Here is a 14,063-nt window from a genome sequence, read left to right on the forward strand (position 1 = left end):
AGACAATTTTGGATAAGATTTTTGTAGAAGAAGCGGTATCAGAACTACACACGCTTCAAGATGTGATTCGTTGGACTGTTAGCCGCTTTAACGCAGCGGGCCTATTTTATGGTCACGGCACTGATAACGCGTGGGATGAGGCAGTACAACTTATCTTACCTACTCTTTATCTGCCGATTGATGTTCCTTCGCATGTGATGAACTCTCGTCTAACGAGCAGCGAACGTCTACGTATTGTTGAGCGCGTAATCAAGCGTATTAATGATCGTACACCAACGGCTTACCTAACCAACAAAGCTTGGTTCTGTGGTCTTGAGTTCTTCGTTGATGAGCGCGTTCTTGTGCCTCGTTCTCCAATTGGTGAGCTGATCGAAGCTCAATTCCAACCTTGGTTAACTGAAGAGCCAACTCGCATCATGGATATGTGTACGGGTAGTGGTTGTATCGCTATTGCTTGTGCTCACGCATTCCCAGACGCTGAAGTAGATGCGATTGATATCTCTACTGACGCATTGCAAGTTGCAGAGCAGAACGTTCAAGATCACGGCAGGGAGCAGCAAGTGTTCCCAATCCGTTCAGATCTTTTCCGTGATTTGCCAAAAGAGAAATACAACCTGATCGTATCTAACCCACCTTACGTGGACGAAGAAGATATGAACAGCCTGCCAGATGAGTTTACTCACGAGCCAGAACTTGGCCTAGCAGCGGGTACAGACGGTCTGAAATTGGTTCGTCGCATCTTAGCTAATGCACCAGACTACCTAACTGACGACGGTATTCTTATCTGTGAAGTTGGTAACTCAATGGTTCATATGATGGATCAGTACCCAGAGATTCCATTCACTTGGATTGAATTCTCTAACGGTGGTCATGGCGTATTCATGATCACTCGTGAGCAGCTTGTTGCTTGCGCTGATGAGTTCTCTATCTACAAAGACTAGGTTTCAATTATTAGGTTAGTGCCCCTATCTTAGGGCTGTAAGCTTAGAACCTGACATCTAGTAAGACGTTCGATTTGAAACGTTTTTATTTAAACGCCATGCAGCAATGCATGGCGTTTTTTATTGCCTAGATTAAAGATGTTTGCATTTATATCGAAGACGTTAAGCGCAATATTTAGTTGATTAATATGAGGGCTTATTACATATTGGTGTTTAATATTTAGTCGTTTTAGTGAGTTAAGGAGGATTCACGATGAGCTTTGATACATGGATTTATTATTTATTAGCGGTGCTAATTTTAACGGCATCACCAGGCCCAAGTTCTTTATTGTGCATGACCAAAGGTGTGCAATCTGGCTTTAAATTATCGATATTTACTGCCTTGGGGAGCTTAACTGCGATTACTGGTATTTTAACTTTATCGTTTACCGGGCTAGGGGTAATTATTGCTTCGTCTGAAGTGGTATTTAATGTCATAAAATGGACTGGTGCAGCTTATCTGATCTTCCTCGGTTGGAAGTCTCTGCGCTCTAGCCAACAAGATTATGACAAGTTATCGGATCAACAAGGCGGTGCTCAATCTGTCAAAGAAAGCGCTGCGCAGCATTACTTAAGTGGCTTTATTGTTGGCGCGAGTAACCCCAAAGCTATCTTGTTTTTTACTGCACTTTTCCCACAGTTTATTGATCCCTCAATTGCGCTATTACCACAGTTTACCGTGTTTGCTTTTACCTTCGCAGTGATGGAATTGTCTTGGTTATTGGTGTATGCCTACTTGGGAGCGAAGTCGTCAAATTGGTTGTTTGCGAAAGGTCGAGCCAAGGTCTTTAATCGTGTCACTGGAGGTGTCTTTATTGGGGCTGGCGCACTGCTTTCGACGACCAGTCGAGCATAACTTTCTGTTTTATCAGAGAGGTGAATGGTTACAGAATATTCTTGATGCTGTCATAAAAGGTTAATATTAATGTGCTTGCTGCTTTTGGCGAAAAGCCGATATATTGTAGTTACACCATCACGTTCTCAAGGAGAGACATATGCAGCATCAAGAAATGATTCAACACAGTAACTTTGGCGTAATCAGTCGTACTTGGATTTTCTCTACCCTTTCTCTAGTGGGTATTCTTGCTCTAATGTAGTCAGCTTCATGGCTCTATAGTTTTAGTTTTTATTATGAAATCACTTGTTAAAAAGTCTTCAAAGTCAGAACTCTTTCTCTTATAAATGTGGCTTTTCTCATCAGGCTAGCCACTTAACTTTTTCTTAGTCATCTTCTTCTAGCAAGCATCCCCCAGTAATTTACTCCTAGTCACCACTTTCTTCTTGTGGAATGGTTTATCACCTTACCTCTATAAACAAGCGCCATCGCACTTCTGAAGTTGTTACGAAACTGTGATAATCTTAAGTTATCTTTTATCTACAGTGTATCTCTCATGTCTGTCTGGGATTCTATTTCATTTAACAATCGATTTACTGCATTACCTCGACTGTTCTATACCCCAATTCAACCTACACCGCTCAGCAATGTCCAATGGCTCGCATGGAATCATAAGCTTGCGGATGAACTCGGTTTTTTGTCATTTGATGATGCTTCCGAGGAATTGCTTGAAACGTTATCTGGCAATGTTGAACCTGAGCAGTTTTCGCCTGTAGCAATGAAATACGCAGGCCACCAGTTTGGTTCTTATAACCCGGATTTAGGTGATGGAAGAGGGCTGTTATTAGCTCAAATTGTCGCGAAAAGTGGCGAAACGTTCGATTTACACCTTAAAGGTGCCGGTAAAACGCCCTATTCACGTATGGGCGATGGACGCGCTGTTATTCGATCAACCGTTCGTGAGTACTTATGTAGCGAAGCGATGGCAGGGCTCAATATCCCAACCACTCGCGCGTTGGCTATGATGACCAGCGACACACCGGTATATCGAGAGAAGCAAGAGTGGGGCGCATTGTTGGTGCGTGCTGCCGAATCACACATCCGTTTCGGTCACTTTGAACATCTGTTTTATACCAATCAGTTGGCTGAGCATAAGTTGCTGGCCGATAAAGTCATTGAATGGCACTTCCCTGAGTGTCTCGATGAAGAGAAACCCTACGCTGCTATGTTTAATCAGATTGTTGACCGTACCGCGGAGATGATTGCGTTGTGGCAAGCGAATGGTTTTGCTCATGGCGTGATGAACACCGATAACATGTCGATCATCGGGCAAACTTTCGATTATGGCCCGTTCGCGTTTCTTGATGAATATGACCCAAGATTGATCTGTAATCACTCGGATTACCAAGGTCGTTATGCTTTTAACCAGCAGCCAAGAATAGGGCTTTGGAACCTGTCGGCACTGGCTCACTCACTTTCTCCGCTGGTGGATAAGGCCGACTTAGAGGCGGCTTTAGAGCAGTACGAACCGCAAATGAACGGTTACTTTAGTCAGATGATGCGTCGTAAGTTGGGGCTACTTTCGAAACAAGAAGGCGACAGTCGTTTGTTTGAATCTATGTTCGAGCTGATGTCGCAAAACAAAGTCGACTACCCAAGGTTCTTTAGAACGCTATCGAACCTAGACACCTTGTCGCCACAAGAAGTGATTGATCTGATAATTGATCGAGAGGCAGCAAAACTGTGGGTAGATAACTACTTACAACGCTGCGAATTGGAAGATAGCTCAGTGGTCGAGCGCTGCGAAAATATGAGACAGGTAAACCCGAAATACATCCTCAGAAACTACCTAGCTCAGCTAGCGATAGACAAAGCAGAGCGCGGTGATAGCAGCGATATTGACGCTTTGATGGTGGTACTGGCAGACCCTTATGCGGAACACCCGGATTATGAATACCTTGCGGCTCTACCTCCTGAGTGGGGTAAAGCCATGGAGATCAGCTGCTCTTCATAACCAACCAATAGCGGATTAAGCCCTAAAGATTCAGATAGAGGTCACTAAGTTGTGATCTTTATCTGTTTGTTCTTCTAACTTTACAAACATGTCAATAATCAAACAATCGGCCAGCCTATACACTATGTGAATAAGTTGTAAATTTAATAGGTTTGGGCGATGCCAACAAATACTCGAATTCTCGTGGTGGATGATGATCAAGAAATCCGCGAGCTGCTGGAAGAGTACCTCACAAAATCTGGTTTCGATGTTTCTTCTGTGGGAGATGGTGTTGAACTAGAAGCTCATCTGCAAAACCAAGGTTATCCAGATCTGATTCTGCTTGATGTGATGCTACCCGGTGACGATGGTTTTACCTTGTGTCAACGCGTCCGTAAGCAATCGAATGTGCCTATCATCATGCTGACTGCCGTATCGGATGAAACCGACCAAATTATCGGCTTAGAAATTGGTGCTGATGATTACATTGCCAAGCCGTTTAGCCCTCGTCAGTTAATGGCGCGTATCAAAGCGTTGTTGCGCCGCGTTCAAGTGGTGGATGACAAGACAAGTGATGCATTGCCAAAACAGATTGTTTTTGGTGATTGGACGCTTGATACGTTAGCGCATCGAATTTCCCACAATGAAAACTCGGAAGAGATGGATTTGTCGGGCAGTGATTTTTCTCTGTTGATGTTGTTCTTAACTCGCCCTAACGAAGTTCTCGACCGTGACACTATCTCATTCGCGACCAGAGGCCGTGAAGCGTTGCCTTTTGAGCGAGGCATTGATGTGCAGCTTAGTCGTCTGAGAAGCCGATTGGGCGACAGTGGCAAGTATCCTCACTACATCAAAACCATGCGCGGTAATGGCTATATCCTCGCTGTGCCTGTTCAGTATGAACACTGATAATCAAGTGATGTTAATGAGCACCTCGGCAATGAAGTATTTCCTATGAACGGGTTGAGTCGGTTAAAGCCAAACTCTTTGGTTGCCAGAACATTGTTACTGACCTTGTTAGCTGTGGTGATAGCTCAAGGTATCGCAACGTCTATTTGGTATAGCGAATCCAAACACAAAGAACTGGAGGGGATTCGTTCTGCCTCTTCAAGCATGGCCAATATGTTTGCCTCGACGGTGACTTTCTTCCAGTCTCTGCCCGTTAAATATCGCCATATCGTGTTGGATCAAATCCGTAATATGGGCGGTACGCGCTTCTTCGTTTCTTTCAATAAAGAGGCGTTGATTGTCGAACCGATCCCTGATACCCGTTTAAAAACCGCCTCGATTGAAGCGATAGAAAGTGTTTTGAGTAGCAAGCTCAATAAAGTCGAATCAGTGCGGGTTGATTTCTCTCGCCCTGAACATCTTCGTTTGCTTAAAAATGACATCTACTTGAGCGATCTCCCACGATCGTGGGCACATCATACTTTAACCTTAGAACCTCTTAACCCTCCTATTCTGGTTGTTCAGATAGAATTAGCCAGTCATGAATGGGTGTATATCGCCGCGTTGTTGCCTGCGCCTTACGTCAAACTCGACGATACGATTCTCGGCAGAGAACAGGTGATCTTCTTAGTTTCCTCGACCCTCATTCTTTTGGTTTTGACTTACTTGATGATTCGTCGGCAAGTACGCCCTCTTAAAAAATTAGCAAGAGCGGCCAATGAGATGAGTATGGATATTCAGCAGCCGCCACTTAACGAAGAGGGGGCTACTGAGCTGGTGACGGCGACCCGAGCGTTTAATCGAATGCAGCAACGGATTCGTCGCTATGTTGCCGACCGTGAGCACCTTTTCTCTGCAATCTCACATGATTTAAAGACACCAATAACACGGCTTAGACTACGAGCCGAGCTATTGGAAAGCGAAGTAAAGAAAGACAAGTTCAATAAGGATTTGGATGAGCTTGAGATGATGGTTAAGGGCGCTTTACAAGCGGTAAGAGATACCGACCTTCACGAAAACAACGCCATTATCGACCTCAATGAGATGATGCTCTCCGTGATTGAACTGCACAACCAACATCAAACCTTGGTTGAGTTTGAGCCCATTGTGGTTGACCCGTTAGTCGCCAAACCATTAGCCATTAAACGTGTGCTGACCAATCTTATCGACAACGCTGTGAAATATGGGACATCAGCTGAAGTCGATATTAACAGTGATTCGGTGTGGGTTATCGTGACTATTCAAGATCACGGAAAAGGTATTCCTGAAGACAAGTTAGAGTTGGTGTTTGAACCTTACTTCAGGCTCGCCACTGACGACCAAGGACACGGTTTAGGGCTTGGAATCTGTCGAAACATCCTACACGGACACGGCGGAGATCTCATTATTCGTAACTCCCCTCAAGGCGGCTTAGAAGCTAAAGTCTATATTCCACGCGGCCTAGAAGTTTAATGTAACAATTGTGTTACATTGAGCTTACCTTTTGTTTCAATCTTACAAATCAGAATAAGTAGACTCTGTATTGAACCGGACGTCGAGTCCGCTAAAACATGGAAGATAATAATGAAAATCAATAAAACCCTACTTACTCTATCTCTTCTTGCTGCCTCAACATTTTCTCAAGCTGGTGAAGTGGAAGTGCTTCACTGGTGGACTGCCGGTGGCGAAGCGAAATCCGCAGCTGTACTGAAAGAGATGATTGAAGAACAAGGCCATACTTGGAAAGATTTCGCTGTTGCTGGTGGCGGCGGTGAAAGTGCGATGACTGTTTTGAAAACTCGAGCAGTGTCGGGCAATCCTCCATCTGCGGCGCAGATTAAAGGTCATGATATTCAAGAGTGGGGTGGTTTAGGTTTTCTAACGTCTCTCGATGCAACTGCGAAACAAGAAAAATGGGATGAGCTACTGCCAGAAGTGGTCACTAAAGTGATGAAGTGGGATGGCGAATATGTCGCAGTTCCTGTCAACGTTCACCGTGTTAACTGGCTTTGGGCTAACCCTGTTGTTTTAGAAAAATCAGGCGTGACGGTTCCAACTACGTTAGATGAGTTCTTTGTTGCCGCAGACAAGATTAAAGCGGCTGGCTTCATTCCACTGGCTCACGGTGGTCAACCTTGGCAAGACGCTACGGTATTCGAAGCTGTAGCACTTGATGTACTAGGCAGTGAAGATTACAACAAAGCGTTCGTTGATCTGGATATGGACGTGTTATCTGGCGACAAAATGGTGGAAGTGTTCACCAAGTTCAAAAAGATGCGTGATTACATCGACAGCAACTCTCCGGGTCGTGATTGGAACGTAGCAACTTCGATGGTTATCAATGGCGAAGCGGCAATGCAGATCATGGGTGACTGGGCGAAAGGTGAATTTACTGCGGCAGGCAAAGTACCGGGTAAAGATTACATCTGTGCACCAGCACCGGGCACTGATGGCCAATTCACTTTCAACATCGATAGCTTTGCGTTCTTTGATCTGAGTGACAAAGAGAACCAAAAAGCGCAGCAAGACCTAGCGAAAACCATTCTTACCAAAGATTTCCAAGAAGTCTTTAACCTTAACAAGGGTTCTATCCCTGTACGTCTAGATATGGACATGTCTAAGTTCGACCAATGTGCGTTGGATTCAATGGCAACCTTCAAAGCGAGTGCGAAATCTGGCGATCTTGTTCCGAGTATGGCTCACGGCCTAGCGACAACAAGCTACGCTCAAGGCGCGATTTACGACGTGGTAACCAACTTCTTCAACGAAAAAGATGCCGATCCAAAACAAGCGGCGGCTAAGTTAGCGAAAGCTGTGAAAGCGGCTATCTAATATAACTTGATAAGCGACACACAACGCACGTGAGTGACGGGTTGTGTTGCTTTACCAAACCCCCAGGGTGGGTAGGCTCGTAGGGAGCCTATCTACTCTTCACTCCCAATTCTGATATGCGTGATGCTGATGTGGTGCCGAAAGGTAAGCCATTGGCTCGATTGTGCAACAAGGATAAGTTATGGAGCATGTTTTGACTGAGTCGACTCCAAAACCCACAAGGAGCCAGCCTGCGCCCAAGCCTAGCTTTGCTGACAGGTTGCAACATTGGTTACCCAAGATTGTACTGGCGCCGACCGCGTTAGTGACCGTGGTGTGTATCTACGGCTATATATTCTGGACGGCGGCGCTGTCGTTTACGAATTCTCGATTTTTACCGAGCTTCAACTTTGTTGGTTTAGCTCAATATGAAAAGCTGATGGACAACGATCGCTGGATCACCTCAATCACCAACCTCGGTGTGTTTGGTTTTCTGTTCATGGCGATTGCTATCTTGTTGGGTGTGGGTTTGGCGGTATTGCTTGACCAGAACATCCGTCAAGAAGGCGCGATTCGTACTATCTATCTCTACCCAATGGCGTTGTCATTCATCGTGACAGGTACGGCGTGGAAATGGATTCTTAATCCAGGTCTTGGTATTGAAAAGCTGATGCAAGATTGGGGATTCAGTGACTTCAAATTTGATTGGCTAGTCGACTCTGAAATGTCGGTGTATACCTTGGTTATCGCGGCACTTTGGCAGTCTTCAGGGTTTGTGATGGCGATGTTCTTAGCCGGTCTGCGTGGCATCGATTCTTCAATCATCAAAGCGGCTCAAATCGATGGGGCAAGCTTACCCACTATCTATCTCAAAATCATTTTACCTTGCTTGCGTCCTGTGGTTTTCAGTGCGGTGATCATCACCTCACACATTGCGATTAAGAGTTTCGACCTTGTGACCGCGATGACAGCGGGTGGCCCAGGTTATTCATCGGATCTTCCTGCGCTATTCATGTACGCACACTCATTTACGCGTGGACAAATCGGCCTTGGTGCTGCCAGTGCCATGATGATGCTTGCTGGTATCTTAGCGATTCTCGTGCCTTATCTTTACTCTGAACTTAGGGAGAAAAAGTCATGATGAATAACATCAATTTTGCTCGAATCTTTATTTATTCAGCACTGCTTTTCTTCTGCTTGGTGTATCTAATGCCATTGTTTGTCATGGCGCTGACCTCATTCAAAACTCTGCCAGACATTAAGGCAGGTAACTTGATGAGCTTACCGAAAGAGTGGGTGTTTGATGCTTGGTATAAAGCGTGGGACACCGCCTGTACGGGCGTGAAATGTGAAGGCATCAAAGGCTACTTCTGGAACTCGTTCCAAATGGTGATTCCTGCGGTTGCGATTTCAACATTGCTCGGTGCATTCAATGGTTATGTAGTGACGAAATGGCAATTCCGAGGCTCGAATCTGTTCTTCAGCTTACTGTTGTTTGGTTGCTTCATTCCGTTCCAAGTGGTGCTACTACCAATGGCAACCATGCTCGGCAAGATGGGGCTAGCGAACACAACCATCGGCTTGGTGATTGTGCACGTTATCTACGGCATGGCGTTTACAACTCTGTTTTTCCGTAACTTCTACATCTCGATTCCGGATGAATTGATCAAAGCAGCAAAACTGGATGGTGCAGGCTTCTTTACCATTTTCTTCAAGATCTTATTACCGATCTCTACGCCTATCATCATGGTGACGGTGATCTGGCAGTTCACCGCAATCTGGAACGATTTCTTGTTCGGGGTGGTGTATTCCGGCTCAGAGACTCAGCCAATCACCGTAGCATTAAATAACTTAGTCAACACCAGCACGGGCGTTAAAGAATACAACGTTGATATGGCTGCCGCGATCATCGCCGCGCTGCCAACGCTGTTGGTGTATGTCTTCGCAGGAAAATATTTTGTTCGTGGCCTAACGGCAGGATCAGTAAAAGGATAATTACCCATGGCAACATTAGATTTAAAACAGATCCGTAAAACCTATCGCAACGCGGACAACGAAACGTTAAAGGGCATCGACATCAGTATCGATTCGGGGGAGTTCTTGATACTTGTCGGCCCTTCGGGGTGTGGAAAATCCACCCTAATGAACACCATTGCTGGGCTAGAAAATATTAGCTCGGGTGAAATCGTGATTGATGGTGTTGACGTGGCCCAGGTTGAACCTAAAGACCGCGACATCGCGATGGTATTCCAGTCGTACGCACTTTACCCAAACATGACGGTACGCGGCAATATCGCCTTCGGCTTGAAGATCCGCAAGATGCCACAAGACGAAATCGACGCAGAAGTGAATCGCGTCGCTGAAATGCTGCAAATTGAGCAACTGCTTGATCGTAAACCATCACAGCTATCTGGTGGTCAGCGCCAGCGTGTCGCGATGGGACGTGCACTAGCGCGTCGTCCTAAGTTGTACCTGTTCGATGAACCGCTTTCTAACTTGGATGCCAAGCTGCGTGTTGAAATGCGTCATCAGATTAAACGCCTTCACCAAAAGCTTAACACCACCATTGTTTACGTCACCCATGACCAAATAGAGGCGATGACCTTGGCGGATCGTATTGCGGTGATGAAAGATGGTGAACTGCAGCAACTCGGTACGCCGCAAGAGATCTACACCAAGCCAAACAATATGTTTGTCGCGGGCTTTATGGGTTCACCATCAATGAACTTCATTAAGACCATGGTGGATTTGGATGATGATCAGAATCCGATCATCAAAGTAACGGGTACGTCTGAGCAAGAGCACCACATTCGATTACCACAAAGCATGCGTGAACAAGATGGCAAAGAAGTGGTGATTGGCCTGCGCCCTGAACATATTACCGAGCAGGAAAGTGAAGATGTGTCGGCAACGACCAAGCTAGACTTGCAGTTAGAAGTGCTAGAACCAACAGGGCCAGATACGATTGCGATGGTGAAAGTGAACGACCAAGAAGTGGCATGTCGCTTGTCGCCAGAATTTGAAGTGTCAGTTGGGCAAATGGCGCCGCTGCATTTTGACTTATCAAAGGCGGTATTCTTTGATGCTCAGACTGAAGCGAGAATTGATTTTTAGTTTTTGAGACAGTAGCTCAATGAGAGTCTAAGCTTAAGCAAAGGCAGTATCACTAATTACTAATAAGTAACGTGATGCTGTCTTTTTTGTTGTTTTAGCCTGTTTTATTTCCTCAAGAAAACAGAGGGATAAACGAGATAAATGGATTAACTGCAATAATATCGCCAAATAGCCTCCGTTAGCTCTATAAAGCTGACCGAGAACAGCGTAGGATCGCGCTACTTTAGACCAAATACTAGGTTGCACTTTGGTGCATAAACAGAAGAATACATGAAACTAACAGCAAAACCCTCAGCTAGTAACGCTTTACTTATTTCTATTACGACACCGGACTTCAAAGGTGACGAAGCAAAAGAGTCTCTTGCCGAACTTGCTCGCTTAGTAACAACCCTAGGGTTTAAAGTGGTCGGTACTCAATCGCAGCACCACAGTTCAACTCAACGACAAAACGTGTTGGGTGCTGGTAAGCTTGCGGAAATTGCACACCTAACCGGCTACCAAGGTTCGATTGAAGAAGCAGAAGATGAAGACTTCCTTGATGAATCTGGTCTGTTTGATTCAGAAATCGACGAGCTAGATTTTGATGATCTTCCAACGGGCGACTTTCAATACGGCGCTGCTGATGTTGTGGTATTCGACTGTGATTTGAGCCCGTCTCAACTGCGTAATGTCGAATCTCACCTAGGTGTCGAAGTTTTTGACCGTACAGGCATCATCATTGAGATCTTCAGTCGCCACGCTCGTACTCGTACTGCTCGTCTGCAAGTTGATATCGCTCGTCTAAACTATTTAGTGCCACGACTTCGTGAAACGGCTGAGGGTGACAAAGAGCGCCAGATGGGTCAGGGCGCTGGTGAAACTTCACTAGAGCTAGACCGTCGTAACGTACGTGACCAAATTGCTGCGCTTAAGCGTGAGCTAGTAAGCGTACAAGATGAAATGAAGACCCGACGCACAAGGCGCGCGGAGCTTTTCACTGTTGCTTTAGTTGGCTACACCAATGCCGGTAAGTCTTCGATGATGCGTGCAATGACCGCAACCGAAGTGGTGGGTGAAGATAAACTGTTCGCAACGCTAGACACCACGGTTCGTGCGCTTCAACCAATTACTCAGCCGCGTATTCTGGTTTCAGATACAGTAGGTTTCATCAAGAAACTGCCACACGATTTGGTTGCTTCGTTCCACTCTACGCTAGCAGAAGCGCATGATGCTTCATTGCTGCTTTATGTCGTTGATGCTTCTGACGTTTCATTCCGCGCACAACTTGATGTGGTACACGACGTATTGGCACAAGTGGGCGTTGAAGGTAGCGAAAAACTATTGGTGCTGAATAAGTGCGATAGATTGACGGAAGAACAGCAGTTAGAGCTGATCGAAGAATTCCCAGATGCGATGCTAACGTCGACTCGTGATCCGTTAGATATCACTAAACTGCACAAGTACATCGTTGGTGTTGCTGAAGAAGGCATGATCGAAGAAGAGATCACTATCCCTTATTCTGGCCAAGGCATAATTGGTGAGATTCGCTCAAACATGAGTGTGGTGAAGGAAGAGTACGACTACGAGTGTATTAAATTGACCGTTCGCTCAAGCGCGATTGATTTGGCACGCTTGAAAAAGCGTATGCAGAAATCTTAATCTTTTAGCTAGCTTAAGAAGAATGACCAAAAGAAAAGCGACCTAAGTGGTCGCTTTTTTCGTTTTTGGAGCCTAGCTAATTTTAGTTTAGCTGACTAATGAGTCACTTACGCCATTCTTTGAGTTGGCTTCCAGCGTGCCAGTTCTGGTTCAAGCTTGATACCTTGCGAAGTCAGTAGGTTAACACGTGCTAAGTAAGCCGCACCGTGCATCAGGTGCTTGGCTAGGTCTACTGCATTACGTTGTTGGTAATCATCTAGGTAGCTGTCTTTTGCCCATGCGTTGAATGCGCCAAGTGCAGGGCCTGCCCATACTTGATAATCCATTTCACGGCCTTGTTCGCCTGTGTTTGACCAACGGCTAGAAAGACCCAAGTACCAGCGGAAAATCAACGCCATTTTACGTTTCGGGTTGCCTTCAGCACGTTCGATCTGTTTAGGGTCGCGCTCGTTAAAGTGCGCCACAGTACCAGCCCAAATATCATCCAGTGTTGAACGGAATACTTGCTTCTCTAGCTTTTGACGCTCTTCAACTGGAATCGCTTCAATCGAGTCGTAACGTGTGTAGATCTCGTACAGCTTGTTCGCACGCATTGGGAATAAGGTACCGCGCTTAACCACTTGCAGTTTCACTCCCATTTCGAACATGTCTGCCGCCGGGGCCATAGTCACGTCAGCCATTTCGGTTGTCGAAAGTAGCTTACGTGTGTGTTCGCTCGCGCCAGCCTCAACACACGCTTGGTTGATTGAACCGGTAACAATGTAAGCCGCGCCCATGTTAAACGTCGCTAGAGCAGCGTCAGGCGTACCTACGCCACCACCACAACCGACACGTAGCGGTGTTTTGAATTGGTACTGAGCTTGGATTTGCTCTTTCAGTGCAAGAATCGTTGGTAGTAGGGTTACTAGCGGACGATTATCGGTGTGACCACCAGAGTCAGCTTCTGCAGTAATGTCATCAGCCATAGGAACTAGCTGTGCCAGTTCCATCTGTTCTGCTGTGATTCGACCTTCATTAACTAGAGCTTGCAGCATTTTCACAGGAGCAGGTTGCATGAACTTGCTTGCGACTTCAGTACGGCTCACTTTTGCGATGACTTTGTTGCCGATCTGGATTTCACCTTGTGCATCACGGCTAAGGCCAGCAGCACGATAGTGAACAATTTGCGGTGTTAAACCTAAGAAGGCTGAAGCCTCAACCGTTTTCACTTTGTGCTTCAAAAACAGCTCTACACTGCCGCGCTCTAGTGCAGGTTCACTTGGGCTGTGAATCAGGTTAAACGCGTAAGGGCCGTTTGGTAGCGCTGCTTGAATACGGTTGATCGCTTGCTCAACGCGAGACGGGATTAAGCCTGCCGCGCCAAATGAACAAAGAATGCCTGCCTGACCAAGCGCAATTACAAGCTCTTCAGATGAAATGCCATTTGCCATTGCGCCAGCATAGTAAGCGTATTTCACGCCATGACAGCGACGAAAATCTTCGTCGCCTAGGCTTTGTGTACCAAGAGCTGGAGCAAAGGCGCTGACAGGTTGGCTGTTCGCAGAGCTTGCTGAATCGCCCGATGCAATCTCAGCTTGTTGGCTTACACCTAAGCCTTTTTCTGGGTGGTTCACTACGTAACAAGCAAGGCTTAAGTCTTTTAAGATGGTCGACATTGCTGCGTTATCGAAATGGGTAGTGCTCCCTTCAATCTGCCAAGGCCACGGAGATAGCTTTTCGTTATTAAGTGTAGTTTGAGTTGTCATACTAAATTCTTTCCTAATTC

The 14,063-nt window shown here is 46.0% G+C and carries 11 protein-coding genes; 10 read left to right on the forward strand and 1 reads right to left on the reverse strand.

What is annotated here, in order from left to right; genetic code table 11:
• Positions 1-8: 8 nt before the first annotated feature.
• The 10 genes from prmB (at position 9) to hflX (ending at position 12,298) form a co-directional block, all read left to right on the forward strand.
• Complete coding sequence (prmB, locus tag AB4329_RS07985; RefSeq protein WP_372123886.1) at positions 9-941, forward strand: 50S ribosomal protein L3 N(5)-glutamine methyltransferase; 933 nt, start codon at positions 9-11, stop codon at positions 939-941.
• Positions 942-1,194: 253 nt separating this feature from the next.
• Positions 1,195-1,836 (forward strand): LysE family translocator, encoded by a 642-nt coding sequence (locus AB4329_RS07990; protein ID WP_017060639.1) that lies wholly within the window; start codon positions 1,195-1,197, stop codon positions 1,834-1,836.
• A gap of 535 nt (positions 1,837-2,371) precedes the next feature.
• Positions 2,372-3,829 (forward strand): protein adenylyltransferase SelO, encoded by a 1,458-nt coding sequence (locus AB4329_RS07995; protein ID WP_065583674.1) that lies wholly within the window; start codon positions 2,372-2,374, stop codon positions 3,827-3,829.
• A 159-nt stretch (positions 3,830-3,988) separates the two neighbouring features.
• A complete protein-coding gene (locus AB4329_RS08000) occupies positions 3,989-4,717 on the forward strand; it encodes a response regulator (protein WP_017060637.1) in 729 nt (242 codons plus the stop codon).
• A gap of 45 nt (positions 4,718-4,762) precedes the next feature.
• On the forward strand, positions 4,763-6,208 hold the full coding sequence (locus tag AB4329_RS08005) for an ATP-binding protein (protein ID WP_017064094.1): 1,446 nt from the start codon (positions 4,763-4,765) through the stop codon (positions 6,206-6,208).
• A gap of 111 nt (positions 6,209-6,319) precedes the next feature.
• Positions 6,320-7,567 carry an ABC transporter substrate-binding protein gene (locus AB4329_RS08010; RefSeq protein ID WP_372117373.1) on the forward strand — a complete coding sequence of 416 codons (1,248 nt, stop codon included), beginning with the start codon at positions 6,320-6,322 and terminating at the stop codon, positions 7,565-7,567.
• 181 nt (positions 7,568-7,748) lie between these two features.
• Positions 7,749-8,687 (forward strand): carbohydrate ABC transporter permease, encoded by a 939-nt coding sequence (locus AB4329_RS08015; RefSeq protein ID WP_371729561.1) that lies wholly within the window; start codon positions 7,749-7,751, stop codon positions 8,685-8,687.
• A complete protein-coding gene (locus AB4329_RS08020; protein WP_009848502.1) occupies positions 8,684-9,541 on the forward strand; it encodes a carbohydrate ABC transporter permease in 858 nt (285 codons plus the stop codon). Before AB4329_RS08015 ends, AB4329_RS08020 begins: the two co-directional genes overlap by 4 nt.
• A 6-nt stretch (positions 9,542-9,547) precedes the next feature.
• Positions 9,548-10,660, forward strand: a complete 1,113-nt coding sequence (locus AB4329_RS08025) for an ABC transporter ATP-binding protein (RefSeq protein ID WP_017068959.1) — start codon at positions 9,548-9,550, stop codon at positions 10,658-10,660.
• Positions 10,661-10,930: 270 nt separating this feature from the next.
• Positions 10,931-12,298, forward strand: coding sequence for a GTPase HflX (gene hflX, locus AB4329_RS08030; protein WP_371713634.1), 1,368 nt, complete (start codon positions 10,931-10,933; stop codon positions 12,296-12,298).
• Positions 12,299-12,405: 107 nt separating this feature from the next.
• Here the strand turns inward: hflX and pfaD are convergent, their stop codons facing one another.
• Positions 12,406-14,043: an eicosapentaenoate synthase subunit PfaD gene (gene pfaD, locus AB4329_RS08035; protein ID WP_372137975.1), complete on the reverse strand. Its 1,638-nt coding sequence runs from the start codon at positions 14,041-14,043 to the stop codon at positions 12,406-12,408.
• Positions 14,044-14,063 lie beyond the last annotated feature (20 nt).

This window comes from Vibrio sp. 10N.261.54.A5 (assembly GCF_041471145.1).
GTDB classification, from domain to species: domain Bacteria; phylum Pseudomonadota; class Gammaproteobacteria; order Enterobacterales; family Vibrionaceae; genus Vibrio; species Vibrio crassostreae_C.

Coding starts and splice junctions, on each gene's coding strand:
- AB4329_RS08010 (WP_372117373.1), top strand. CDS start 6,320: ATGAAAATCAATAAAACCCTACTTACTCTATCTCTTCTTGCTGCCTCA.
- AB4329_RS08020 (WP_009848502.1), top strand. CDS start 8,684: ATGATGAATAACATCAATTTTGCTCGAATCTTTATTTATTCAGCACTG.
- AB4329_RS08000 (WP_017060637.1), top strand. CDS start 3,989: ATGCCAACAAATACTCGAATTCTCGTGGTGGATGATGATCAAGAAATC.
- AB4329_RS08015 (WP_371729561.1), top strand. CDS start 7,749: ATGGAGCATGTTTTGACTGAGTCGACTCCAAAACCCACAAGGAGCCAG.
- AB4329_RS07990 (WP_017060639.1), top strand. CDS start 1,195: ATGAGCTTTGATACATGGATTTATTATTTATTAGCGGTGCTAATTTTA.
- pfaD (WP_372137975.1), bottom strand. CDS start 14,043: ATGACAACTCAAACTACACTTAATAACGAAAAGCTATCTCCGTGGCCT.
- AB4329_RS07995 (WP_065583674.1), top strand. CDS start 2,372: ATGTCTGTCTGGGATTCTATTTCATTTAACAATCGATTTACTGCATTA.
- AB4329_RS08025 (WP_017068959.1), top strand. CDS start 9,548: ATGGCAACATTAGATTTAAAACAGATCCGTAAAACCTATCGCAACGCG.
- hflX (WP_371713634.1), top strand. CDS start 10,931: ATGAAACTAACAGCAAAACCCTCAGCTAGTAACGCTTTACTTATTTCT.
- AB4329_RS08005 (WP_017064094.1), top strand. CDS start 4,763: ATGAACGGGTTGAGTCGGTTAAAGCCAAACTCTTTGGTTGCCAGAACA.